The sequence below is a fragment of the Specibacter sp. NPDC078692 genome, from assembly GCF_040686835.1.
In the GTDB taxonomy this organism is placed as follows: Bacteria; Actinomycetota; Actinomycetes; order Actinomycetales; family Micrococcaceae; genus Specibacter.
This window is the reverse complement of sequence record NZ_JBFBLV010000043.1, coordinates 1-24,864: the sequence shown is the minus strand read 5'-3', so window position 1 is coordinate 24,864 and position 24,864 is coordinate 1. Positions and strand designations below refer to the sequence as shown.

The following is a 24,864-nucleotide window of genomic DNA, read 5'->3' as shown; positions in this document are numbered from 1 at the left end:
CACTGTCCTCGCCACGGCTCTTGCCAGCGTCCTGACCCGTGGCGCCGCCGTCCGTGGAGGCCGCGGCAGCAAGTTCTTCGGCGAGCAGCCCGGCGATGTGGAACACCCCGTCCACGCAATCCAGGTCCTGGCCCAGCAGTGTCGCCAGCAACTCCCCGGCCTGTGCCACAGCCGTCTCCAGCTCCTGCCCTTCCAGCACGGTAAGGGCCGCGTGCCCGTCCTTGGCCAAGGCATCCACGACCTGTTTCCGGGCCGCCGCATCATCCCACGCACACACCGGTTTCCCCGCCGAGGCGTAGTCATCATCCCGGGTAAGGACCGCACGCAGCCGGGCCTCCAACCCGGCATCGGCGACCCGCAGCAGGCCCCGGATGCCCGAGCGGAGAAGCGTCATGGTATCCATCGTGGCCACCGCGTCATACAACGGGGTTGAATCCAGCACCCGCTTGCGCCTCACCAACCCGGCCGCCCTCGCCGCGTCCAAGGTCACCTGAAAATTCGTTCGGGAGCATTCGAGGCGGCCAAACGGGCCCGCATGTCCACCAGCACGGTGTGCACGAACCCCTGGTAATCAAAGTCCAGCCCGCCCGCGGCGTACTTCCAGCGCGCGTCAAAAGCGAATCGGTCCACCACTTCACGGTCCGAGCAGCCCTCGATCCGCTGCAGGACCATGACAACGGCAACGATCATCGGCGGCACACTGCGCCGGCCCACATCGGTAAAGAGATCAGCGAACATCTCATCCGGGAACAAATTGAAGCACTCCCGATGCAACACCGCATAAATGGAGTCCTCGGCGACCCGGTCATGACAAAAGTTAACCGTGCTGCGCAGCAAGTCACCCTGCGTCGGCGCCAGACCTAACGTCATCAATCACTCCAGAGTCCCGGGAATCAATTACCCAATTTTCCCAAAGGACACGCCCAGACCGGGGACCGCCACACCACCAAATGAAGAACACCAACTACCCAGGACCACAACGGCACCAACACCGCCGGCACCTTCCCCGGGGCCGGTTACACCACGAATCCCTTGGAACAACACCGGGCGCATTCTTCCGGCACCCTGCCCCCCGTTTTACGTCGAGCTTTTGGATCCGCCTGCCAACAGAACTCAACCGGTGAAACCCGGGAAGCGTTGCTCGAAACATGAGCCAAGACACAAGGATAATCCATTGACATATACCCCATGGGGGTATACCTTGAGATTACCGGAACACGCTGTCTCAGACCCGCGAAGGGCCCTACGCAATGAAGGTCCCCCGCGGTGCTGAGCCGGGCTACCTCCACAGGGAGACCCGGTCCACCGCACCTCTACCAACCATATTGAGGAGATCATGATGTGCGGACCTACGGCCCAGGAAACCTCCCGCAACGCTTCGAGCCAGGCAGGCTGTTCCTGCTGCGGCCCGGCCGGGGACTCAGGACTGCAGATACAAACGAGTACCCCTGCCTCCACTGTCGCTGAGTATCTGGTCGACGGCATGACGTGCGGGGGCTGCACCTCCAGCGTCTCCAGTGAGATCGGCAAACTGGACGGTGTCAACGACATCCAGGTCTCGCTGGTGCCGCGCGGCACCTCGACGGTTACGGTGCGCAGTACCGGACCGTTGTCCCGGGAGGCTGTCCGCGCCGCGGTAGCCGATGCAGGCTATGAGCTCGCCGGAAGCAGATAGCCACATCCGCCGCGCCGGCCCGCACTGTGCGGGCCGGCGCGGGCACCCCGTTACACGCGAAAACGCCGGCGAAGACGCATCCGTGGGCTCCCAATTCGTTATTCCCCTGGACCCTTCCGCCACTAGGTGAAGGCCTCGCGCTGGTGCGGTCGCTGGAAACAACGGCTCAAGGCGCCTAACGATACTGTATGCTCGAAAGTGGGGTCTGCGCCACGGCAGGACTTTCGGATCGAGGATCAGGGGGGGGGTGAACACAATGTCTGGTGCAGGGCTCCGCGACATTCGCTCCCCCTTGTCCGCGTGGTTCGCGGCACTTGCGGTGCTCGCCGTTATTGCCGCAGGCGTCATTGGCTTGCAGACGAACTCAGGCCAGTCGTCCGAAGCCTCCGGGTGGAGCCACCACCTCGCGTCCTCCGTACTGTCGGATTCAAAATCGCCCGATGGTAGCCACAACCTCTCCAACGACGGAGCTGCTGCAGCGGACGTCAACGCATCAGCCTTCCCCGGGAATCCGGCCCGCCCTGGCCATTGCCCACCTGGCGAGGGGCAGCAAGCGAACTGCTCCACCGGCCTAGCCCCTGCCCTGATGACGTTATCTGTTTCGGACAGACCTGGTTTCAGCCCCACTTTCGTGATGGTAAAGCCGCCAACGGCCGCAGCCGACACCTCCACGAGGCAGACGAACCCCGCCTCTCTGGTCCTGCTTTCCACCCTCCGCATTTAGGACATCTCTGCCCGGATCCGCTGGCTTCTTGGCATCAGCTGACGTTCAGCTCCTTCCGCCGCGGCGTGCTCCCGGCGAGCAATGAGCTGAGCTGGAACTTTAGGACCACATGAAGTAACTCATTTCCGAAAGGGACAATCATTATGAATCAGAAAACCCAAACCGCGGTCATGGAGGTGGCAGGCGTCCACTGGGCCTCGTCAAAGTCCGTCAGCGAATCCATGCTGTCCCGCCGGCCGGGGGTACTCAGCGTGGAAACCAACCCGGTGGCGCAGACCGCCAACGTCACTTTCGACCCGGACCAGACCACGGTCGCGGAGCTGACCCGGTGGGTGCGTGAGTGCGGTTACCACTGCGCCGGACAGTCGGTGCCGGAGCACATCTGCGACCCCATGCACGAAGACCATGCCGGGCACGGAACCCATTCAGGACCCGGAACGACGGCGCTGAAGGAACCCGCGGCACCGGGCCGCGCTGACATCCCGGTTCAGGACGCGAGCGATCACGGGGAGCTTGCCGGCCATGGCCAGGCTGCGGTCCGAGACGCGCAGGAAGTCATGGGCCACGGCGGGCACGGCGGGCACGGCATGTCGATGGAATCCATGATCCGGGACATGCGCAACCGGTTCCTGCTCGCGGCCCTGCTCTCGATACCCATCACCCTCTGGTCGCCTATCGGGCGCGAGGTCCTCGGCTTCACGGTCCCGGCCCCATTCGGCCTGCGCGACGACGTCTTCGCCTTGATCCTGTCCCTGCCGGTGATTTTCTACTCGGCCTGGATCTTCTTCGACGGCGCCTACCGCGCGTTGAAGGCCCGCACCTTGGACATGATGGTCCTGGTCGCCGTCGGCGTCGGAGCGGGCTGGCTCTACAGCCTCTTTGTCACGCTGAGCGGCGGCGGTGACGTGTTCTATGAGGCGGCCACCGTCCTGGCCACCTTCGTGCTGTTGGGCCACTGGTTCGAAATGCGGGCGCGGGGGGGCGCCAACGACGCCGTCCGTACACTGCTCGAGCTCGCACCCTCGATGGCCCTGGTCATCCGCGATGGACAAACGGTGGAAGTCCCGACCGCCGAGGTGATGCCCGGTGACCTGATGCTGGTCCGCCCGGGATCGAAGATCCCCACCGACGGCATGGTGGAGGACGGCGAGTCCGAAATCGACGAATCCATGGTCACCGGCGAAAGCCTGCCGGTCGCCAAATCCGCCGGCTCGGAGGTGATCGGCGCATCGGTGAACACCACCGGCACCCTGCGCGTGCGCGCCACCAAGGTCGGCGCCGACACCGCCCTGGCGCAGATCGTCGCACTGGTGCAGGAGGCCCAGAACTCCAAGGCCCCGGGCCAGCGCCTGGCCGACCGGGCCGCGTTCTGGCTAGTGCTAGTGGCACTGATTGGCGGCTCGGCGACGTTCCTGGCCTGGTGGCTGGCCGGCGCCAGCGTGGCCCAGGCCATCCTGTTCGCCATCACCGTGGTGGTCATCACCTGCCCCGACGCCCTCGGCCTGGCCACCCCCACCGCGATCATGGTCGGCACCGGGTTGGGCGCCAAACGCGGCGTGCTGTTCAAGAACGCCACGGCACTGGAAACCTCCGCCCGCATCGACACCGTCATTCTTGACAAGACCGGCACCCTGACCAAGGGCGAACCGGAAGTCACCGATTTCATCGCCCACGGCATCGGCGAGGATGAACTCCTGGCTCTCGTCGCCGCCGTCGAACGCGAATCCGAGCATCCCCTCGCCGCCGCCGTCGTCAACTACGCCGTCACCCGGGGCGTGCCCTCGCTGGACGCCAAGTCCTTCCGGAATGTCCCCGGACACGGCGCCGGAGCCACCGTGAACGGGCGACAGGTCTCCGTCGGGAACCGCAGACTCATGGCCGCCGAAGGCGTCGACATCGGCCCCGTGGCCGAACAGCGCGAGGCACTGGCCTCCACCGGGCGCACCGCTGTGCTGGTCGCCGTCGACGGCCGCGCCGCCGGCGTCATCGCCTTGGCCGACGCCGCCCGCGAAACCGCCGCCCCCGCCGTGGCCGCCCTGCACGAGGCCGGGATCGAAGTGGTCATGCTCACCGGCGACAACGAGGCCACCGCCAAACGCATCGCCGCCCAGCTGGGAATCGACACCGTCATCGCCGAGGTGCTGCCCGAGGACAAGTCAGCCAAGGTGACAGAACTGCAGAAGGCGGGTAAACGGGTCGCCATGGTCGGCGACGGCGTCAACGACGCCCCCGCACTGGCCCAGGCCGATCTGGGCATCGCCATCGGCGCCGGCACCGACGTGGCGATCGAGACCGCCGACGTCGTGCTGATGCGCTCCGATCCATTGGACGTGCCCATCGCGCTGCGCATCGGCAAGGGCACTGTGCGCAAGATGCGACAAAACCTGGCCTGGGCCATCGGCTACAACGTGATCGCCCTGCCGATCGCCGCCGGGGTCTTCTACCCGGCCTTCGGCATCATGCTCAGCCCCGAGATCGCGGCCATCTCCATGTCCGGTTCCAGCGTGATCGTCGCCGTCAACGCCCTGCTCTTGAAGCGGCTTCACCTGCCGCAGCCGGGCGGGACCATGGGCCAGGCCACGAAGGCCGCTCCCGCACCCCAACCCTCCGGCGCGAAGTAGATACAGCATTTCAGATTACGACCGTCATGACCAAGGCGAAAGGCAACTACAACCATGAACCACACTCAGGAACTGTCCGAGAAGGATCGCGTACTGACACCCGATCAGCTTCAGCGCATCCATGCCTGGTGGCGGGCGGCAAACTATCTGTCCGTGGGGCAGATCTATCTGATGGACAACCCGCTGCTGCACGAGCCGCTGCTGCCGGAGCATATTAAGCCGCGGCTGCTGGGGCACTGGGGCACCACCCCGGGACTGAACTTCATTTACGCCCATTTGAACCGGGCCATCATGGAACGGGATCTGGAGATGATGTACGTCATGGGCCCGGGTCACGGGGGGCCCGGGCCGGTCGCGGCGGGGTGGCTGGAGGGAACCTACAGCGAGACGTATCCTGATGTGTCCCAGGACCTGGCTGGGATGAAACGGCTGTTCAAGCAGTTCTCCTTCCCGGGAGGCATACCCAGCCACGTCGCCCCGGAAACCCCGGGATCCATTCACGAAGGCGGGGAGTTGGGGTATGCCCTGTCCCACGCCTACGGGGCGGCTTTTGACAACCCGGATCTGATCGTCGCCGCCGTCGTGGGGGACGGGGAGGCAGAGACCGGGCCGCTGGCGGCGAGCTGGCACTCGAACAAGTTCATGAACCCGGCACGTGACGGTGCTGTCCTGCCGATCCTGCACCTGAACGGCTACAAGATCGCCAATCCCACGGTCCTGGCCCGCATGGACCGGGACGAACTGGACGGGCTGCTGCGCGGCTACGGCCACACCCCCTACTACGTGGAGGGCGTAGACCCGGAGCATATGCACCAGGACTTCGCCCGCGCGCTCGATGCCTGCCTCAATGAAATCCAAGAGATCAAACGCGCCGCCCAAGAGGAAGGAGCAACGGAACGGCCCCGTTGGCCGATGGTCGTTCTTCGGTCCCCAAAGGGGTGGACGGGCCCGGCCGAGGTCGACGGGAAAAAGGTCGAGGGCTCCTGGCGCTCCCACCAGGTACCGTTCAGCGCCGCTCGGGAAAACGAGAGCCACCGAGAAGTCCTGGAGCAGTGGCTACGCAGCTACCGCCCGGAGGAACTCTTCGACGAGTCCGGGGCCCCTGTCGAATCCATTCGCAACCTCCACCCTTCGGGGCCAAAGCGGATGAGCGCCACCCCGCACGCCAACGGCGGAATCCTGCTGCGAGACCTGCGGATGCCGGATTTCCGCGACTACGCTGTGCCGGTGACAGAACCTGGCACCGGTGCGGTGGAAGGAACACGTGTCCTCGGGCAAATGTTGCGCGATGTCATGGCGGCGAACATGGAGAACTTCCGGGTCTTTGCCCCGGATGAGAACAACTCAAACCGCCTCTCAGCAGTCCTGGAAGCCACCGACCGTACCTGGAACGCACAGACCGTCCCCGAAGACGACCATCTGGCCCGTGACGGGAGGGTCATGGAGATTCTCTCCGAACACACCTGCCAGGGCTGGCTCGAAGGCTACCTGCTTACCGGCCGTCACGGGTTCTTCTCCTGCTACGAGGCGTTCATTCACATCGTGGATTCGATGTTCAACCAGCACGCCAAATGGCTGGACACCAGCAACGGAATCCCCTGGCGGCGGCCCGTCGCCTCCCTGAACTACCTGTTGACTTCACACGTTTGGCGGCAGGATCACAACGGGTTCTCGCACCAGGACCCCGGATTCATCGACCTCGTATTGAACAAGAAGCCTGAGGTAGTGCGGGTCTACCTGCCACCGGATGCGAACACATTGCTGTCCGTGGCCGATCACTGCCTGCGCAGCCGCCAGTACGTCAACGTCATCGTCGCTGGCAAACAGCCGCAGCTGCAGTACCTGAGCATGGCTGACGCCATCGCGCACTGCACCAAGGGCATCGGCATCTGGGACTGGGCGAGCACCGACAAAGACACCGAACCCGACGTGGTTATGGCCTGCGCCGGGGACGTGCCGACGATGGAAAACCTCGCCGCCGTGGATATCCTGCGCTCCCATTTCCCGGACCTGTCCATCCGGGTGGTCAACGTGGTGGACCTGCTCCGGCTGCAGGATAACGCCGAGAACTCCCACGGCCTGACGGACCGTGAGTTTGACGCGCTGTTCACCTCGGGCAAGCCGGTGATCTTCGCCTACCACGGCTATCCGTGGCTGATTCACCGGCTCACGTACCGGCGCACCAACCACGGCAACTTCCACGTCCGCGGGTACAAGGAAGAAGGCACCACCACAACACCGTTCGATATGTGCGTGCTCAACGAGATCGACCGGTTCAACCTGGCCATCGACGTCATCGACCGGGTGCCGCGGCTCAAGGATGTGTCCGCCCACGTCCGCGAGGAGCTGAAGAACAAACTCATCGAGCACCGCCAGTACATCCGCACCCATGGCGAAGACATGCCAGAAATCAGGAACTGGCAATGGCCGGCTGATGAATCACGAGAGGAACCCGTTTAGCATGGCCTCCGCTCGGCCCGGCGGACTACACCCGCCCCAGACGCCCGCGCACCACACCAGACTGCCCTATGAGGCGGTGCTCTTCGACATGGACGGGGTGGTCACCCGGACCGCCAGTGTGCACGCGGCCGCCTGGAAGGAGCTCTTCGATTCCGTCCTGGCCGACTCGGGATCCGGCGTGGGAGCGGACACGCCGCCGTTCGACGCAGACCGGGACTACCGGCTTTACGTGGACGGGCGGAGCCGCGAAGACGGCATCCGCGCCTTCTTGGCCTCCCGCGACATCCGGCTTCCCGCAGGGAGCGCAGGGGACGGGCCGGATGCCTGGACTGTTGCCGGGCTGGGGGCCCGCAAGAATGACCTGTTTCTGGCCGCGCTGGACCGGGACGGTGTCAGCGCCTATCCGGGAACCGTCGCGCTGCTGGAGCGGCTGCGCGACGGGGGCATTCCCGTGGCTCTCGTCACTGCCAGCCGCAACGCGCAGGTTTTGCTGGAGGCCGCGGGCCTGGCGCCGGCATTTGATGTGATCGTTGACGGCCAAGTGGCCGCGGATCAGGGTCTGCCCGGCAAGCCGGATCCGGCGACATTCCTCGAGGCGGCCCGCCGGCTCGGCGTGCCGCCGGGGCGTGCCGTGGTCATCGAGGATGCCGTGGCCGGGGTCCGGGCCGGCAGCGCCGGCGGTTTCGGACTGGTGGTCGGGATCGACCGCACAGGGTACCGGGAGCAACTGGAGGCGGCCGGTGCCGACATCGTCCTCGGCGACGTCGGCCAGCTGGATCTCGGGGCCTCGCGCACCGACCCCTGGACGCTGGTCTACGAAGGATTCGACCCGGCGCACGAGGGCCACCGGGAGGCCCTGACCGCCCTGGGCAACGGATACATGGCCACGCGCGGTGCGCGCCCGGAGCACCGCGATAACGGGATCCACTATCCCGGCACCTACCTGGCCGGCGTCTACAACAGGACCACGGGTCTCATCCACAGCCGCGAGCTGGAAGAAGAGCACCTGGTCAACGTCCCCAACTGGCTGCCGCTCGACATCCGCATTGGCGACGGCCACTGGTGGTCAACCGGCGAGATAGTGGTTTCCGAGGAACGAAGCGAACTCGACCTGCGCCGCGGCGTGCTCACCCGCCGCGCCACCCTCACGGGTCCCGAAGGCGGGCAATTGGCCGTTGCGCAGCGGCGACTGGTCTCCATGGACAACCCCCACCTGGCGGCCCTGGAGATGACCGTGACGGCCCACGGCTTCACCGGCACCGTGAGCATCCGCACAGGCATCGACGCACAGGTCGCCAACTCAAACGTGGGTGCCTACGTCGGCACCGGCCAGATGCATCTGACCGACGTGACATTTACCGAGACGGACGGCAACACCGTTCTCTGTGACGTCCAAACCAACCAGAGCCGAATACGCATCGCCGCCGCGGTGCGAACCGAATTCGACGGCCCGGAGGTGAAATCCCGTGATACTGAAAACAGTAACGGACGGTATCTGCGACAGTTCGAGCTCCGCCTGGCCGACGGAGAACCGGCCACGATGACCAAGACGGCGGCGCTGGCAACCTCCCGGGACGCCGCCATCTCATCGCCGTCGGTCGCCGTTTTGGCGGAGCTGTCCCGGAACGGTGACGGATTCGACGCGCTGCTCCGAGACCACGAAGCGGCCTGGCGCCGACTGTGGGACCGGTTCGGGATCACCCTGGACGCGGACCGGCAGTCGCAGTTGATCCTTAATCTGCACGTATTCCACGTACTACAGGCCATCTCGGAACACAGTGGGACCTTGGACGCCGGCGTGACTGCTCGGGGCCTGCACGGGGAAGGATACCGCGGGCACGTCTTTTGGGACGAGCTATTCGTCATGCCTGTGATCGGGTCCCGCCTCCCGCACGTGAGCCGCGCACTACTGGAATACCGGTGGCGCCGGCTGGACACGGCGCGTGAGGCCACGCGGGCACACGGCCTCAAAGGTGCCCTGTTTCCTTGGCAGAGCGGCAGCGACGGCCGGGAGGAGACCCCCCGCGGGCTTTATAACACCCGCTCGGCCCGGTGGATGCCGGATAACTCCAGCCGCCAGCGCCACGTCGGACTCGCCGTCGCCTACAACGCTTGGCAGCACTTCCAGGCCACGGGCGATCGGGACTGGCTGGCCGCGCGCGGGGCGGAACTGATCATTGAGGTGACCCGAATGTTCGCCTCCCTGGCGGCCTTCGACCCCTCTGCGGACAGGTATCACATCGACGGGGTCATGGGACCAGACGAGTACCACGACGGATACCCGGATGCGCCCGGGGCCGGCCTGCGCGATAACGCCTACACCAACGTGCTGCTCTCCTGGGTTTGCGACCGCGCGGCCGACGTGCTGGACGAACTGGCAGGCCATCCCGGCGACCACCTGACCGACCGGCTGCACATCACCCCCGATGAGATCAGCGAATGGTCGCGGCTCGGTTCCAGGCTCGCTGTCCCTTTCCACGCCGACGGGGTGATCAGCCAGTTCGACGGGTACGATGACCTGAGCGAACTGGACTGGGCCCGCTACCGCACCACATACGGCAACATCGGGCGGCTGGACCTGATCCTCGAAGCCGAAAACGACGCCACGAACCGGTACAAGCTGGCTAAACAGGCCGACGTGCTGATGCTCATCTACCTGCTCGGGCCCGCCGGCGTGACCGGCCAGCTGGACCGGCTCGGCTACCAGGTCACCGAAGCGGACCTGGAACGCACCATGGACTATTACCTCTCCCGCACCGCGGACGGGTCCACGCTCAGCCGCGTGGTGCATGCCTCGGTGCTCGCCCGGTTCGACACGTCCCGGGCGTGGCAGGTCTTCCGCGAAGCCCTGATCGCCGACCTGGACGACACCCAGGGCGGCACCACGCGGGAGGGGATCCATCTGGGCGCCATGTCCGGGACGGTCGACATTGTGATGCGCTCCTTTGCCGGGCTTCAGATGGAGGCGGATGCCCTGACCTTTGATCCCCGGCTGCCCGCCCACCTGGGCAGCGTCGGATTCCAGGTCCGGTACCGGGGCCACCGGATCGACATGCACCTGAGCCCGGAACACCTGCGGGTCCGGCTGCAGCCCTGCACCGCCCCCCCGGTCCGCGTCGGCGTCGCCGGAAGCTACGTGCTGCTCGCCGGCGGCGACGAAAAGGAATTCCCCATAGCGCGGCCCCGAACGCCGGGACCGTCAGGCCAGGGACCAACCATACAAGAAACCACGCAACCGCAAACCGGAAAGGCAGACCAATGAGCAAGATCAGAGTGGGCGTCAACGGATACGGGGTCATCGGCAAACGGGTGGCGGACGCCGTCGCCCTGCAGCCCGACATGGAACTGGTCGGCATCGCCGACGTCGTCACTGACTGGCGGATCCAGTCCGCCGCCGGGCGATTTCCCCTGTTCGCCTCCACCGACGAAGCGCGGGAGGCCATGGGCCGGGCGGGGCTGTCCGTCGCCGGGGGCCTGGAAGATCTGCTGGGACAGGTTGACGTCATTGCCGACACGACGCCCAAACACGTAGCAGCGGTCAACCTGCCCCGCTACCGGGAGGCAGGTGTCAAGGTCATTCTGCAGGGCGGGGAAGCCCACGAGACAACGGGGCATTCGTTCGTCGCCCAGGCCAACTTTGACAGTGCCCTGGGACGGGACATGACCCGGGTGGTCTCCTGCAACACCACCAGCATCGTGCGGGTCCTGGGTGCACTGCAGGATGCCGGGCTGCTGGCCAAGGCCCGCGGAGTCCTCATCCGCCGGGCCACCGACCCGTGGGAGTCGCACCTGGGCGGGATCATGAACACGATGGTCCCGGAACCGAAGATACCGTCGCACCAGGGCCCGGACGCCCAAACGGTCCTGCCCGGCCTTGACCTGGTGACCATCGCGGCCAAGGGGGCCCACACCCAGACCCATAACCACTACTGGACCCTCCAGCTCACCCGGGCAGCCAGCCGGGAGGAAGTCCTCGCGGCGCTGCGGGCCGCACCGCGCATCGCGTTCATCCGGATGGCCGACGGGCTAGTCGCGCTGAACTCGACCATCGAACTGATGAAGGACCTCGGCCGGCCCCGCGGGGACATGTGGGAAGTCGCGGTCTGGGAGGACCTGGTCACCGTCCAGGGCGACGAGGCCTTCCTGACCTACCAGGTCTACAACGAGGCCATCGTCGTGCCCGAAACCATCGACGCCATCCGCGCCCTGACCGAAACGGCTCCCAATGCGGCGGCCTCCATGAAGATCACCGACTCAACACTAGGCATGAGAAAGGACTTCCTCACCGAGAATGTGCCCGCCCTGCCGGAAGACCATCCATGAGCCACGACCACCAGCATCCGGACGGCAGCCAGCCAGAGCCGCGTCTTCCCATGCATCCGGTTCCTGACCGCAGGGCCTTGCTTATCCGTGGCGGGCTGACCGTCCTGATTATCGTTGCCGTGATCTACCTGCTGACCAGCCACTGGCTGCACCTACTCGACGCACTGCCCTACCTCTTCGTCGCCGGGATGCTGGGGATGCACCTCTTCGGCCACGGCGGCCACGGCGGCCACGGGCACACTACCGGAGGAAGGACGAACGATGCCTGAAGACTACGGCTACAACCTCTGGTTCCTGGTGATCCTGAACTCGGCCATCTTCATTATTTTCGCGTTCAGCTTCGTCAAGCCCCGGACGAAACTGGACTGGCGGGGTTTCGGCGGCTTCGCGGCCTTCATCATCGCCCTGTTCAGCGAGATGTACGGCTTCCCGCTGACCATCTACTTCCTCTCCGGCTGGCTGGGCAGCCGGTTCCCCGACTTGAACCTGCTGACACACAACCGCGGGCACCTGTGGCAGGACCTTTTCGGCTGGCAGGGGGACCCGCACCTGAACCCGCTGCACCTGCTCAGCAACGTGCTCATCGCCGCCGGCTTCATCCTGCTCTACCAGGCATGGCGGATCCTCTACGCCGCCCAACGCGAAAACCGGCTGGCGGCCACCGGCATCTACGCCCGCGTGCGCCACCCCCAGTACCTGGGGTTCCTGACCATCATGTTCGGTTTCCTGCTGCAGTGGCCCACCCTCCTGACACTGATCATGTTTCCGATCCTCGCCGTGGTCTACCACCGACTGGCCAAACACGAGGAGAAGGACATGACGGCCGAATTCGGGGATGAATACCGCGACTATGCCCGCCGGGTGCCCGCCTTCATACCGAGGCCGAGGCCGGGTAAGACCAACCCGAGGCCCACCGGGCCGCATGGCTCGGACACCCGGTAGCGGCCGGTGCGCCGCCAGCCTCGACCGGTCATTTCCTATTCTCGTGATGGCTGTCGTTCCTGCTGCCGGTTCTCCGGGGCGCAGCCATCGCTGCTGCCCCGGCGCCCTTGGCCGCTTACGTGCGGCCGGCAGCGGGACGGTACCCGCCGGGTCGCTGGCTCCGTTTCGCGTAGCCTGATGATCACGTACCGGCCCGGAATTCAAGTCAATGATCACGGCTGTAGGAGATGAGGACGAACGTTCATGAACCTCTCGGACCGCCCTTCGTCCCGATTCCGTTCCAGCGGCGGCAACCACGGTGCTCCCATGCGTAAGCATGATGGAGGCATCACTGCGGGACCGGCCGGACGGGGGCACCCCTTGCGGCGGCCGAAGCCGCTGCGCATGCTCTGGATCACCTTTGCTTGGGGATCCTGCTTTATGGCCATCGACATCGGTCTGAAGGACGCGCCGGTCCTGTGGTTCGCCACGTTGCGGGCGCTCCTCGCCGGCGCAGCCCTCCTCGCGGTGGCGGGGCTGCGGCGGACGCCGATGCCACGTGGACGCCGGACCTGGCTGCTGATAACGGTGCTGGGCGTTGTCAACGTTTCGGTGGCCTTCGGTGCCATGTTCGGCGGCCTGGTCGGGCTCTCGACGGGGGCCGCCTCGGTCCTGTCCAACGCCCAGCCATTGCTCATCGTGTTTCCGGCCTGGTGGATCTACAAGGAAAAAGTGTCACCGCGGACGTTGGCCGCAGTTGGTGTTGGCTTTGCCGGGCTGCTGGCTGTGGCCGCGCCGGCTGGCGCGGGCACCGGGGCTTGGCTGTCGTTGATCTCTGCTCTGGCGATTACGGCCGGAACGCTTATTTCCAGGCAGCTGAAGGCCAACGTTCTGCCGGTGATCGGGTGGCATTTCGTAATCGGCGGCTTAATACTGGCGCTGGCAGCCTGGCTGACCGAGGGGACCCCGACCATAAATTGGAGTGCACGGTTCGTCGGCATTCTCCTGTATTTGTCCCTCGTGGGGACCGCCGCGGCATTCCTCGGCTGGTTTACCGAGGTCCAGCACTGCCGCTTGGATACACTTTCGGCGTGGACCTTCCTCGTGCCGGTGTTCGGCATCTTGTTGTCGATACTCGTCCTGGGAGAACCCCTGACCTTCTGGAGTGTTGTCGGCATGGGCCTGGTTGTACTGTCCATGGGCTTCCTGACAGTGCCTGGGAAACGCCGTGTCCAGTCGCCCCGGAAGTTTCCAGGCCGATAGACGGCACAACGTCCGCTGGCCGGGGTGCCCTGCGCCTTGGTATGCTCACACCGGTCACAGCGGTCGAAATGCTTAGTTGTCCGAACGCTTGCCGCGGGGCAACACTGAGAAGGCGCAAGGAAGGCACTTGTTTCCGGCGGACCGGGACAGAAATCCTGGCCGGACGTACCTGACCCAAAAATCGTCAACCCCACTGACGCCATCGTGCGGATCGACACGACTAGCATCTGCGGTACCGACCTGCACATCTTCAAAGGTGACGTCCCCGCCATCCAGCCCGGACGGATCCTCGGCCACGAAGGGGTCGGCACGATCACGGAGGTCGGCGCGTCCGTCGGCAGCCTCAAAGTCGGCGACCGGGTCATTATCTCCTGCATCAAATCGTGCGGGCACTGCGCCAACTGCCGGACAGGGCTGTACTCGCACTGCCTGGGCGATGAAGGACAGTCCGGCATCGGCTGGATCGTCGGCCACCTCATTGACGGCACCCAGGCCGAATATGTGCGCGTCCCTTATGCGGGTAACTCGCTGCACCTGCTGCCCGAAGAGGTCAGCGACGAGCAGGCCGTCATGCTCTCGGACATCCTGCCCACAGGGTTTGAAATCGGCGTCCAGTACGGCCGGGTCAAGCCCGGCGATACGGTCGCGGTGATCGGCGCCGGGCCGGTCGGGCTGGCAGCAATCGCCACGGCAGGACTTCACGAGGCCGCGACCATCATCGCCATCGACCTCGACGGGAACCGGCTGGAGCAGGCCAAAACCTTCGGCGCCACCGAGACCGTCGTTTCCGGATCCGGTTGGAAAGAACAGGTCCTGGCCCTGACGGATGGCCTGGGCGTGGATGTTGCCATTGAAGCCGTGGGCCTACCCCAGAGGTTCGAGATGGCCACCCAGACCGACCGGCCCGGAGGCAACGTCGCCAACGTGGGTGTTCACGGAAAGCATGTCGAACTGTACTTCGAGGATCTGTGGATCCAGAACATCAACATCAGCATGGGGCTCGTTAACACCAACTCCACGCCCATGCTTCTCAGGCTGGTGGCCCAGCAAAAGCTCCCTGCGGAGAAATTTGCGACCCACAGGTTGGCCCTGGAGAACATCCTGGATGCGTACGACACCTTCCCCGGGCGTCTGAAACCAACGCCTTGAAGGTTGTGATCACGCGTTAGCCGGCTTCATTGAGGAGCCTGAAGCAACCTGATCGGAGGAACTACAAAGGAACAAGAGTCCCGTAAGGTGTCTGAGTCCCTTCCTTGTACTGCTTCTCCACGGGCATGTACTTTGATGGGAGATTGGAACATCAACTGCCATGAATCTAGGCTTGCAGCGCTATCAGGAGATTTTGAAAATTTTCGCCCGCCACGGGTTGGGACAGACCCGCACACGAGCCCGGACATGCCGATGAGTAAACAGCATGTTGCGTGTTGCATGGAACCGGCCGTGGGTTGGTTCCCCGTTCCCCTGGCCGCCGTTTGGTGGATGGTTCAAGCGGGAAACCGGTTCCGCGCCGCGCTGTCCTCAGCCAACGATCCCGGTGCAGAGAACGCCGGCAGTGGCACCGCTGCCCCCATGCTGTTGTCCCGGATGATCAGCTCGGTGGTGCGCCAGTGACGGAGTGCGCCCCCTGCTTGACCCGGCCACTGCCGCTGCCACAGCGTGTCGAGTCGGTCCGGACGGCCATTGCGGCAGAGACGGAGCCGCTGGTCACGCTGACGCATCTGTTGCAGCTGTGCCGTGACGAGCACCTGGTGCTGCAGGAGCGGATGCACTATCCGGCCTGCCGGGTGCGGGCGGCACAGATCGTAGCCGGCGTGATGCCGCTGCTACCCGCCCAAGCGTCGACGGTCGTGTTCGGCCCGCAGGCCCGCGGTGCCCTCGCGGCAGCGCTGGCCCCGGACCCGGGCCTGCCGGCCGTAGTGGTGGCGCGGTCCCTGGCCGAACTGCTCGACGAACACTATTTCCGCAGCTTCCGGGAGTCTTTTCGCCGCCGCAGCCCCTATCAGCCGGGGGTGGGCGATCCCATCCCGCTGGACAGTCCCGATCTGCGGCAGGTCACCGAACTGCCGCCGACCTCTCCGCCGTGGCGGCTGGCCAGCCGCCTGGACGAGACCCGCCATATCCGGCTGGCCGGCGAGTGGGCCATGTAGTTCCAGATCATCTTCGACTATGGTCTCGCCGGCGCTCTCAGCGGCCTCATCGGTCCTGACACCTTCGTGGCGACCTGCCATGCCAACCAGACGTTGTACGAGTTCCGGTTCCCGGTGGATACCCGGGGCCTTACCTTCCCGGTCCGTCCCGCGGACGAGCCGGGGGAACCTGCCCTGACGGCGGACCAGGACACACCAACCGGATCTCGTCCTGCCCCGCTCGGAGCCGTCACCGGAACCGTCCTGGATCTGCTCAGGGGCATGCTCGACCTAAGTGGGACACCGGACAACACGACAGCCGGGGCCGGCCCCGTACGGGGACAGTCCTACAACCACTGATCCTCCGATCCTGAAAGCAGTCACAGTGACAGGTGGCGGGTCAGCGTTTCTTCCGGCGCGCGGTCCAGGCTAGATAGGAACCCAGCGTAGCGCCCGCACCGAGTCCTGCTCCCATAAGCGGCCGCGCCCATCGGCGGAACTCTTCCTTGTCTGCAACGACCAGTTCGCCCACACCTCTGATGAACGCGGCGGCCACCAGGCCCGCCACCAGGCGGTTGCCGATGCGCTCGGCACGTCCCATGAGGGGCTCGAGTTCGGCCGCGCGCAGATGCAGTTCGACGCCGTCCGTATCCATGAGGTCAAGGATCCGGCGGATCTTCCCGGGCAGCTCTACGCCCAGTTCGGCGGCATCCAGACCGGCCTGTCCCAGCCGCCCGGCATAGGCGGAAGGTGAGATGCTTTGCAGTGCCAGCCGCTGCGCATAGGGGCTGAGCGTCTCGGTCAGGTTGAATTCCGGATCCGGATCCCCATGCCTTCTGCCATGAGAACCATTTTCAGGATCAGCGCTATTTCACGAGCCAGCTGCAGGTGGTGCTCGCGCAGCAAGGTGAGCAACCGGCCGATCAGCGGCGTGATGTCAATCTCGGCCAGCTGGCGGTCCTGATAAAGGGCCATGACCGCGGTGAGGTCTGCGCGCAGCTGCGCACGGTCCACGGGCCGTTTCGTGATAGATAGGTCCAGCAAGGCTGAGGCGGCCCGCTCCGGGTCGGAGCGGGCCAGTGCGACCAGCAGGACGGCGAGTTGCCCCCGCAGCTTCTCGTCCACTTCACCGACCATGCCGAAGTCGATCAGCCCGATGCGGCCGCCCGTTTCGATGAAAAGATTTCCCGGATGAGGGTCGGCGTGGAAAAACCGTCCTCGAAGATCATCTACGCAATGGCGGCGACCGCCCGGCCGGCCAGCGGGCGGCGATCAATCCCGGCCCGGTCCAGGCCTTCCAGATCATCGATCTTCACCCCGCTGATCCGCTCCAAGGTCAGCACCCGGGAGGTGGTGGTGCGCCAGAAAACCCGCGGAATGTGAATGTCCGGATCCCCGGCGAAGTTCCCGGCGAACCGTTCCGCGTTCCGCCCTTCCTGCAAATAGTCGAGTTCGGCACGCAGGGTCCGGGCGAACTCCTCAGCCAGACCGGTCAGGTCGTCGTCGTCGGCAGCCTCCCACCGGCGGGCCGCCTGGGCGGCCAGATTCTGCAGGATCTCCAGGTCCTCCTGAATGCGTGCAACAACGCCGGGCCGGCGGACCTTGACGACGACGCGCGTCCCGTCTTTGAGGATGGCAGCGTGCGCCTGCCCAATCGAGGCACTGGCCAGAGGTTCGCCATCGAACCCGGCGAAGAGCTCCTCAGGAACGTCGCCGAGTTCCTGCTGTACCAGCCGGCGCACCGTCTCAACGGGAACCGGCGGTGCCCCGTCTTGAAGCCTGGCCAGCTCCTGCAGATACTCCGGCGGCAGCAGATCCGAACGCGTTGACAGCAGCTGGCCGAGCTTGATAAACATCGGGCCAAGCTGTTCAAACGCCAGCCGAAGGTGCTCGGGATTCGTGTAGGGCATCCCGCGGGGCTCATGGCCCAGCACCCCGTGATGGAACGGGACCCACCGCTCAAGCCCGGTGATGCCGGAGAGGAAGCCCAGACCATGCCGGGCCAGAACCTCGGCGATCTCCCGGTACCGCCCAACGTGAGTGCTCGAGACCACAGGTGCTCCTTGCTGGAAGGCGGGATCGGCAGTGCGGATCGCCGCGAGACGGTCGGAATGACGTCGGTCTCAAGTAGTCGGCTTGTCCGGAGACCACTGCTACGCCTTATAGAATAGTACCGGTAGACGACCAGCCCCACAGGACGGAATAAACGGGTCCATGATCAGCACGAAGGTAGCGCGGACCTTTCGGTCCTCGTCCGCCATGTTGCTGACCGTTCTGGGGCTGGCGGCTGTGATCATGGGGATCCTGGGAATGCACCTCATGCCGGGTGCGCATGGATCCACCGCCGGATGTGCAAGGAGATGGTAGAAGTGCGTGTCTGGCCGGGAACCGCGTATCCGCTGGGGGCCACGTTTGATGGACGCGGCACCAATTTCGCCCTGTTCACCCGGTCCGGTACTGCGGTGACGCTGTGCCTGGTGGGCGGGGATGGTTCCGAGATGCGGGTGCCGCTGACCGAAGTCGATGGATACGTCTGGCACGGCTACCTGCCGGGGGTGGGGCCGGGACAGCGCTACGGATACCGGGTGGACGGCCCCTTCGAGCCATCCGCCGGCCACCGCTTCAATCCCAATAAGTTCCTGCTCGATCCCTATGCCAAGGCCGTCGAAGGTGCCCTGCACTGGGATCCCGCGCTTTTTGCATACAGTCAGACGGATCCGCGACGACGCGATGACTCCGACTCTCTGCCGCACATGATGGCCGGCGTGGTCATCGACCCCATATTCGACTGGCAGGGCGACACGGCTCCGAAAACCCCCTATCACGACACGGTGATCTACGAGGCCCATGTCAAGGGGCTGACCCGGCTTCACCCCGAGGTCCCTGAACCCCTGCGCGGAACCTACGCGGCCGTGGCCCATCCTGCAATCGTGGCGCATCTGCAAAAGCTCGGTGTCACGGCCATCGAACTGATGCCGGTCCAGCAGTTCATCCATGACCGGTTCCTTGTCGACGGGGGGCTGTCGAACTACTGGGGATACAACACCGTCGGGTTCCTCGCCCCACATAACGACTATGCCTCCGCCCTCAACGGGGTCAGTGCGGTCACGGAATTCAAGACGATGGTCCGCACCCTCCACCGGGCCGGGATCGAGGTCATCCTCGACGTCGTCTACAATCACACCGGCGAAGGCAACCATCTTGGTCCCACCCTGTCCTTCCGGGGCCTCGACAATGCCTCGTACTACCGGCTTGACGAGGCCCGACGGGAGTTCTATGTGGACTACACGGGCACCGGAAACTCGCTCAATGTCCGCACCCCGCATGTCCTGCAGCTCATCATGGATTCCCTGAGGTACTGGGTGACCGAGATGCACGTGGACGGTTTCCGTTTCGATCTGGCAGCCGCCCTAGCCCGTGAATTCTACGACGTCGACCGGCTCTCCAGCTTTTTCGACCTCGTCCAGCAGGACCCCGTCGTCTCCCAGGTCAAACTGATTGCCGAGCCTTGGGACCTGGGGCCCGGCGGCTACCAGGTGGGAAACTTCCCGCCGAACTGGAGTGAATGGAACGGAAAATACCGGGACACCATCCGGGATTTCTGGCGCGGCGAACCTTCCACCCTCGGCGAGTTCGCCTCCCGCCTGACCGGCTCCTCGGACCTGTACGAGCACTCGGGCCGGCGCCCCATGGCCTCCGTCAACTTCGTCACCGCCCATGACGGCTTCACTTTGGCTGACCTTGTGTCCTACAACGACAAGCACAACGAGTCCAACGGGGAAGACAACAGAGACGGCGAAACCCATAACCGGTCCTGGAACGGCGGCGCCGAAGGACCCACCGCCGACCCCGCCGTCCTGCGGCTGCGCTCCAGGCGGCAGCGCAGCCTTATGGCCACGCTGCTGCTTTCCCAAGGGGTTCCGATGATCCTGCACGGCGACGAAGTGGGGCGGACCCAGCACGGCAACAACAACGCGTACGCCCAGGACTCGGACCTGGCCTGGATCAACTGGAACAGCGCGGACCAAGACCTCCTGGCATTCACCGTCGCCGTCAGCCGGCTGCGCGCGGCACACCCCACATTCCACCGGCGCCGGTTCTTCAGCGGAAAACCCGTCATCCAGCCCGACGGCGGACAGTTGCCCGACGTCGTCTGGCTGAGACCGGACGGCGGCCCGATGGCACCCTCGGACTGGACCCGGGGCACCGAACTGGCGCTGGGAATGTACCTGAACGGCAGCGGCATCCGCTGCTCCGACCTTACCGGCAGCAAGATGACCGACTCCGACCTCCTGCTCTACTTCAACGCCGGCACAGAGGCGCGGAAGTTCACCCTGCCACCGTCCGAATACGCGCCGAACTGGGAACTCGTCCTCGACAGCTCCCTGGAGGCAGCCCGAACAGACCTGGTTCCTGGGCGGGTCCTGGAAGTCCCGCCGCACACCCTGCTGGCTCTTCGGGAACCGGGAGCTGTGATACATGCCAAAGACCCCGTCGACACCCCATACTGCCAGGGCCTGGCTCGGGGGCCAGCGGCCGGGTGATGGTACAGAGGTGTCAGGCAGCCGTCCCAGCGGGGTTCTCATCGGGGCGGCGACGGTTTCGGGGAACGGTCCCCGGGCCGGTGGAGCAGGATCGTGAAACAGGTGGAGCATTCGGCCAGGGTTCCGACCGCGCATAAAAATCTTTGAGCGACCTCCAGGGTTCAAAGTGGACCCGCTCTATGAACGCCGTCTTGATCAGCGGCGTTTTGCCCGTCGCGTTTTTTGGGATGGTGTCCACCCGGTGTACTGAAATGCGCGGCACAAGGACATTCTGTACCACCAACGCGCCCCTGAGCGCGTCCACCACCGCCGCATCCGTTCCACCATCCGAACCTGCACCATGCGAACTGCCGCTCAAAAGTACCCGCAGTCCGTCCACCTCCTGAACTACCTGCCATCCACTCCCAGGCAGGGAATCCAGTACGTGATGGAACATGATCGGGTGTACGGCCACCTCTGCGCCCGATATCCCCGGCAGTCGCAGGATGTCCGAGCTGCGCCATTGAATGCCATCAATCCTCCTGAAGGGCAGAACCGCGCTGCCACTATCAGCCGCCAGCCGCAAGTTGTCGTCCAGTTCATAGCGGATGAGTCGCTGGGTCCGGCTGAAGAGTACCGTAATCAGGGCTTTGTCCCCGTACACACTCGGCGGCACGGAGCGGTTGTGTTCGTCAACGACCTCAACGATCACGTTGTCTTCATACAGATACAGGCCCGTGGGGTCTGCCGTCCCGGCTGGCAATTTCGACCAGGCTGCCGTCGTGCACGCCCAGGACGGCCGCGTCGCCGGCGCCGATGTTGAGTGTCTGTTCCGCGAACCATGGCAGGCTCCGTACCGTATCTGCCACACTGGGGTCAGGCATGTGCAGGCGGTGAAGGAGGGCGGGTCCGTGGACAACGGTGAGAGTTTTCAGGTCGTGGTCGGCTTGGACGGGTCGGACGGGTCTCGGGCCGCCCTCGGCTAACGGGGGTGTCCGAGGCGCGTTTGCGCGGAGGACAGGTGCGGGCCGTGACCGGGGTGTGAAGCGGGAGGAAGGTTCGGCCCAGGCTTCCGGCCGCATACGAATCTTTGATCAATAAAATGCAGGTAGACCCAGCTCTATGCACGGCACCTCTTTTGATCCGCGGCGCGTTGCTGGTTGCGCTCTGTAACCGGGGGGCGGGGTGAAGGTGATGCACCGAACTGTGCGGGACGAGGACGTTCTGCCTCCGGCGGCCGCGGGACCGTCAACCATGCCCTGACGCCTATTCAGCTCGCCATGTCATTCGGGACCGGCCGAGAACCGGCACCCGCCGTAAGAAAGAATCTACGTACTCCTTCGAAGGCATATTGAATTGACACAGGCAAGGACTAAGTTAAGTATTTTCCAGTCGACGATTCCGTTACGGCCTCCGGCGCAAGGCGTGCCGCCGGTCGATGAATCCAGGGCGACCTGGATAGGCACTTGTGAATCCTTTCCTACTCTTTCCAACCAGTTCTTGGACTGGATCCGTGACCCCAGGAGCATCTGTTGCCCTGCTGCTTGGATTGTCCGGGAGCCGAGAGAGGCTCGGTCGCGAAAGGGCAGGGCCCAGCGTCGACAGGCGGGCTGTTTCGACCGGCCTTGCAGGGGGTAAGATGGTGCCGCCCTTCCGCCCTCTCAGAATCATGCTGCAGACCTCTAGATCGGAGAGCTTTATGCCGAAGATGTCCCGAATTGAAACGGCGCTTTGCCGGAGCGCCTCCTGGCGGCACTTCACGGGATCTGTCGTCCTGCCCTGGGCGCTTCAAGGCCACGATATTCGTGGCGATGTACTCGAACTAGGTGCTGGCAGCGGCGCGATGGCGGCGGCGCTGTTGCAGCGGGCACCTGGAATTCGTCTGACGATCACCGACCTCGATGAGGGTATGGTAGCCAGCGCCCGCGGTCGCTTCCCAAGCCCGGCTCCCAAGGTGGAACAAGCGGACGCGACGGCGCTTCCCTTTGAAAGCGCGTCGTTCGATTTTGTGCTTAGTTTCTTGATGCTCCATCACGTCCTGAACTGGCAGGCTGCCATAGCGGAAGCAGTTCGGGTACTAAGACCGGGCGGTATGCTGATCGGTTATGATCTGACCGCCTCGCCGGCAGCCAAGCTGATTCACCTCGTCGACCGATCGCCGCACCGGCTCGCGCAGCCTTCAGAACTGACAGCCACAGCCCGGCAGGTAGGTCTCGATATATCTGTACGCACCGGTCTTGTGCACCAGGCAATGCGGTTCCGTGCACGGAAGCGGTAAGTCGTTGGGCGCCGCTGCTGGTAATCCGCGGCCACAGCTGGAGCTGGGGCATGGTCACCAAAGACCACGGCGTTAAGGCATATCCGGGCGGACCGATCTCGCTGCAGCCTGCGCACTTCGCGGAACGTAGCCGTTTCAATCAGCGTGGGAAACGGAGGAGTAGAGACAGGCGAAGACCGACCGACATGTGAACCGAACTGAACATGTCTGCCCGGATTACTCATAGGGCAGCCCCATCGCATGCTTGACATCCAGCAGGCCCTGAATCTGAGCCGCCAGGGCGCTGACAAAACGATTCATGGCATTGCCCTTCTCGGCTCGATCCCTGCGAAATCAAGACAGCATGCCCGCATGCGTTCCTCATCGGCGCTCAGATAGTGCTTCGCCGAGGAAATGCTGCGGTGGCCGAGCGCTCCGGAGATCACCGGCAGCGGAGTGTCATCTTCGAGCATTCTGGTCGCCAGAGATGATCTCAACACTCGAAACCCGCGGCCCTGATCGGGTTGGGAACCGAGTCCTGCCCGGGCAAGGGCGCGAGCTGAGACGTCATACAAACCGTTTGAAGGCGCGAGGGCAACGTGCGGGGCCTGTGCACGAAGGAACACATTGGTCATCGTTCACCCCGGCAGGTCTGTCATGCAGCAGATAGGCAGCGATCACCTCCCCAACATCCGCCAACAACGGCAGGGTCAGCACAGCATCGGTCTTATGCTGCGCCAGGGTGATGCGTCCCTGCCGCCAGTCAATATCGGGCAGGTGCAGGGCAACGATATCGACGGGGCGCAACCTGGTAAGCGCCCCCAGCAACAGCATCGCCCGATCACGCCGTCCGACGACCTTGCCCGGGTCAGGCGAGTTCGTCAGCAACACGACCTTCTCAACGGACAGCACGGAAACATGCCTTACGCGCCGTGAAACGATCCGTGGAACAGCCCTGGCCAGGCCCGAGCAGTCAGTGGCTTCTTCGAGGAATCGGCACAGCACCCGCACGGATGTGAGCACTGACCGCATGCTGCCGGGCTGGTAACTCTCTGCCAGTGCAACCAAGGCTGAAGCCACATCTGGGCCAGTCAAAGCAGCAGGGCCTTAGATTCTCTGCCCTTGCCACGACGCCAGCGTCCGGCGACCAACGGTTGCGTACAGCTCCTGTGTGGTCTGGACCAGACCTTGCTGGGTCAGCCACGCCTCGAACTGCTCCTGAACCGGGCGAAACACGCTATTGAGTCCATCGTTCGGAGCCGTGTTCCTTGAGATATCCCACTGATACGTGCCAGTGTGGTCGACCTCAGACAGGACGAGTGCCGTCTTGCGCAGGATCTTGTATTTTCACTCCTTGAACCGCTCCGATGCGAATTCCGTGGCCAGGAAGCGCAAAGGCTCCCACGGTCACATCAAAGGTTGAACTCACCGGATTCCTCCATTCTAAGGATGAGCAGCGTCCGGTCAGTGATAGGCGTTTCCATGTGGGCGGCGAGAATGCCCCGCCACAAAAGATGGAGGATCACCGGACGCACCGCCATCTCGTCAGTCTCCGAAGGACACACGGCCCTGACGATGTCGACTAAGGGAGCCGACCCGTTACATGAGTCGATGGCACGCATGGCCAACTGTCGATCAAGATGAGTCGACAGTCGCCCGCAGGCCAGCATCTTGATGTTCCGGAGCATGGTCTCCGAGGCCCATGACCACACCTCGTAGTCCCAACCATGTTGGGCGCAAACCTCGACAGTCCAATCGAAAACGGCGACAGTTTCGGGATCCTCAAGCCGCGACTTCGGCTTCACATCAACGATGCGGATCCGTCCAAGGTTCGATCGGAGCATGGCATCGGAAACGCCGGTGATGCTGAACCGGCCGCCGGGCTGCTCGCCGAAGAACTTGCTGCCGCGGCCTCCACGGACGGCGGCGCCACGGGTCAGGACGCTGGCAAGAGCCGTGGCGAGGACAGTG

General features: G+C 64.6%; 23 protein-coding genes and 3 pseudogenes. 15 read left to right on the top strand and 11 right to left on the bottom strand.

Going from position 1 to position 24,864, the window contains the following annotated elements:
* Positions 1 to 394 (bottom strand): annotated as a pseudogene (locus AB0O97_RS18975) (hypothetical protein); the annotation flags it as partial.
* A 92-nt stretch (positions 395 to 486) separates the two neighbouring features.
* Positions 487 to 870 carry a transposase gene (locus AB0O97_RS18970; RefSeq protein ID WP_363884771.1) on the bottom strand — a complete coding sequence of 128 codons (384 nt, stop codon included), beginning with the start codon at positions 868 to 870 and terminating at the stop codon, positions 487 to 489.
* Positions 871 to 1,336: 466 nt separating this feature from the next.
* Between AB0O97_RS18970 and AB0O97_RS18965 the strand changes: the two genes are divergently transcribed.
* From AB0O97_RS18965 to AB0O97_RS18905, 13 genes and pseudogenes are all read left to right on the top strand, one after another.
* Complete coding sequence (locus tag AB0O97_RS18965; RefSeq protein WP_363884769.1) at positions 1,337 to 1,675, top strand: heavy metal-associated domain-containing protein; 339 nt, start codon at positions 1,337 to 1,339, stop codon at positions 1,673 to 1,675.
* Between the two features lie 247 nt (positions 1,676 to 1,922).
* Entirely contained in the window at positions 1,923 to 2,399 is a 477-nt protein-coding gene (locus tag AB0O97_RS18960) for a hypothetical protein (RefSeq protein WP_363884768.1), read from the top strand.
* 143 nt (positions 2,400 to 2,542) lie between these two features.
* Positions 2,543 to 5,020, top strand: a complete 2,478-nt coding sequence (locus AB0O97_RS18955; RefSeq protein WP_363884766.1) for a heavy metal translocating P-type ATPase — start codon at positions 2,543 to 2,545, stop codon at positions 5,018 to 5,020.
* Positions 5,021 to 5,074: 54 nt separating this feature from the next.
* Positions 5,075 to 7,480 carry a phosphoketolase family protein gene (locus tag AB0O97_RS18950; protein ID WP_363884764.1) on the top strand — a complete coding sequence of 802 codons (2,406 nt, stop codon included), beginning with the start codon at positions 5,075 to 5,077 and terminating at the stop codon, positions 7,478 to 7,480.
* A gap of 1 nt (position 7,481) precedes the next feature.
* Positions 7,482 to 10,742: a beta-phosphoglucomutase family hydrolase gene (locus AB0O97_RS18945; protein WP_258069132.1), complete on the top strand. Its 3,261-nt coding sequence runs from the start codon at positions 7,482 to 7,484 to the stop codon at positions 10,740 to 10,742.
* Positions 10,739 to 11,803 carry a type II glyceraldehyde-3-phosphate dehydrogenase gene (locus AB0O97_RS18940; RefSeq protein ID WP_363884762.1) on the top strand — a complete coding sequence of 355 codons (1,065 nt, stop codon included), beginning with the start codon at positions 10,739 to 10,741 and terminating at the stop codon, positions 11,801 to 11,803. Before AB0O97_RS18945 ends, AB0O97_RS18940 begins: the two co-directional genes overlap by 4 nt.
* 50 nt (positions 11,804 to 11,853) lie before the next feature.
* Positions 11,854 to 12,072, top strand: coding sequence for a DUF2933 domain-containing protein (locus AB0O97_RS18935; RefSeq protein WP_104112092.1), 219 nt, complete (start codon positions 11,854 to 11,856; stop codon positions 12,070 to 12,072).
* Positions 12,065 to 12,745, top strand: coding sequence for an isoprenylcysteine carboxylmethyltransferase family protein (locus tag AB0O97_RS18930; protein ID WP_363884760.1), 681 nt, complete (start codon positions 12,065 to 12,067; stop codon positions 12,743 to 12,745). Before AB0O97_RS18935 ends, AB0O97_RS18930 begins: the two co-directional genes overlap by 8 nt.
* A gap of 306 nt (positions 12,746 to 13,051) precedes the next feature.
* The gene (locus tag AB0O97_RS18925) at positions 13,052 to 13,987 is read left to right on the top strand and encodes a DMT family transporter (protein WP_104112093.1); all 936 of its coding nucleotides are present in this window, start codon (positions 13,052 to 13,054) and stop codon (positions 13,985 to 13,987) included.
* Positions 13,988 to 14,107: 120 nt separating this feature from the next.
* A pseudogene (locus tag AB0O97_RS18920) lies at positions 14,108 to 15,156 on the top strand (zinc-dependent alcohol dehydrogenase family protein); the annotation flags it as partial.
* Between the two features lie 232 nt (positions 15,157 to 15,388).
* Positions 15,389 to 15,598, top strand: a complete 210-nt coding sequence (locus tag AB0O97_RS18915) for a hypothetical protein (RefSeq protein WP_146073289.1) — start codon at positions 15,389 to 15,391, stop codon at positions 15,596 to 15,598.
* A 17-nt stretch (positions 15,599 to 15,615) separates the two neighbouring features.
* Entirely contained in the window at positions 15,616 to 16,134 is a 519-nt protein-coding gene (locus AB0O97_RS18910) for a hypothetical protein (RefSeq protein WP_363884758.1), read from the top strand.
* A 66-nt stretch (positions 16,135 to 16,200) separates the two neighbouring features.
* A complete protein-coding gene (locus AB0O97_RS18905; RefSeq protein WP_363884757.1) occupies positions 16,201 to 16,473 on the top strand; it encodes a hypothetical protein in 273 nt (90 codons plus the stop codon).
* Between the two features lie 40 nt (positions 16,474 to 16,513).
* On the opposite strand, the gene AB0O97_RS18900 is transcribed toward AB0O97_RS18905, so the two are convergent.
* The 3 genes from AB0O97_RS18900 to AB0O97_RS18890 all read right to left on the bottom strand — a co-directional run bounded on the left by AB0O97_RS18900 (position 16,514) and on the right by AB0O97_RS18890 (position 18,167).
* Positions 16,514 to 16,768 carry a hypothetical protein gene (locus tag AB0O97_RS18900; protein WP_258069133.1) on the bottom strand — a complete coding sequence of 85 codons (255 nt, stop codon included), beginning with the start codon at positions 16,766 to 16,768 and terminating at the stop codon, positions 16,514 to 16,516.
* 146 nt (positions 16,769 to 16,914) lie between these two features.
* On the bottom strand, positions 16,915 to 17,289 hold the full coding sequence (locus AB0O97_RS18895) for a hypothetical protein (protein WP_258069136.1): 375 nt from the start codon (positions 17,287 to 17,289) through the stop codon (positions 16,915 to 16,917).
* A gap of 53 nt (positions 17,290 to 17,342) precedes the next feature.
* On the bottom strand, positions 17,343 to 18,167 hold the full coding sequence (locus AB0O97_RS18890; protein ID WP_363884755.1) for an AarF/UbiB family protein: 825 nt from the start codon (positions 18,165 to 18,167) through the stop codon (positions 17,343 to 17,345).
* A gap of 315 nt (positions 18,168 to 18,482) precedes the next feature.
* Between AB0O97_RS18890 and glgX the strand changes: the two genes are divergently transcribed.
* The gene (gene glgX / locus AB0O97_RS18885; RefSeq protein ID WP_363884753.1) at positions 18,483 to 20,657 is read left to right on the top strand and encodes a glycogen debranching protein GlgX; all 2,175 of its coding nucleotides are present in this window, start codon (positions 18,483 to 18,485) and stop codon (positions 20,655 to 20,657) included.
* A gap of 13 nt (positions 20,658 to 20,670) precedes the next feature.
* Here glgX and AB0O97_RS18880 read toward each other — a convergent pair whose 3' ends face one another.
* Both AB0O97_RS18880 and AB0O97_RS18875 read right to left on the bottom strand, forming a co-directional pair.
* Positions 20,671 to 21,348, bottom strand: a complete 678-nt coding sequence (locus AB0O97_RS18880) for a hypothetical protein (RefSeq protein ID WP_104112087.1) — start codon at positions 21,346 to 21,348, stop codon at positions 20,671 to 20,673.
* 7 nt (positions 21,349 to 21,355) lie between these two features.
* Positions 21,356 to 21,520 (bottom strand): hypothetical protein, encoded by a 165-nt coding sequence (locus tag AB0O97_RS18875; protein ID WP_219817399.1) that lies wholly within the window; start codon positions 21,518 to 21,520, stop codon positions 21,356 to 21,358.
* A gap of 815 nt (positions 21,521 to 22,335) precedes the next feature.
* On the opposite strand from AB0O97_RS18875, the gene AB0O97_RS18870 reads away from it, so the two are divergent.
* Positions 22,336 to 22,914 carry a class I SAM-dependent methyltransferase gene (locus tag AB0O97_RS18870; RefSeq protein ID WP_363884751.1) on the top strand — a complete coding sequence of 193 codons (579 nt, stop codon included), beginning with the start codon at positions 22,336 to 22,338 and terminating at the stop codon, positions 22,912 to 22,914.
* A 296-nt stretch (positions 22,915 to 23,210) separates the two neighbouring features.
* Here the strand turns inward: AB0O97_RS18870 and AB0O97_RS18865 are convergent, their stop codons facing one another.
* From AB0O97_RS18865 to AB0O97_RS18850, 4 genes and pseudogenes are all read right to left on the bottom strand, one after another.
* Entirely contained in the window at positions 23,211 to 23,528 is a 318-nt protein-coding gene (locus tag AB0O97_RS18865) for a tyrosine-type recombinase/integrase (RefSeq protein ID WP_104112089.1), read from the bottom strand.
* Positions 23,461 to 23,916, bottom strand: coding sequence for a tyrosine-type recombinase/integrase (locus AB0O97_RS18860; RefSeq protein ID WP_363884749.1), 456 nt, complete (start codon positions 23,914 to 23,916; stop codon positions 23,461 to 23,463). The genes AB0O97_RS18865 and AB0O97_RS18860 overlap by 68 nt, the downstream gene beginning before the upstream one ends.
* Positions 23,917 to 24,000: 84 nt before the next feature.
* The gene (locus tag AB0O97_RS18855) at positions 24,001 to 24,129 is read right to left on the bottom strand and encodes a hypothetical protein (RefSeq protein ID WP_258069135.1); all 129 of its coding nucleotides are present in this window, start codon (positions 24,127 to 24,129) and stop codon (positions 24,001 to 24,003) included.
* Positions 24,130 to 24,305: 176 nt separating this feature from the next.
* Positions 24,306 to 24,864 (bottom strand): annotated as a pseudogene (locus tag AB0O97_RS18850) (hypothetical protein); the annotation flags it as partial.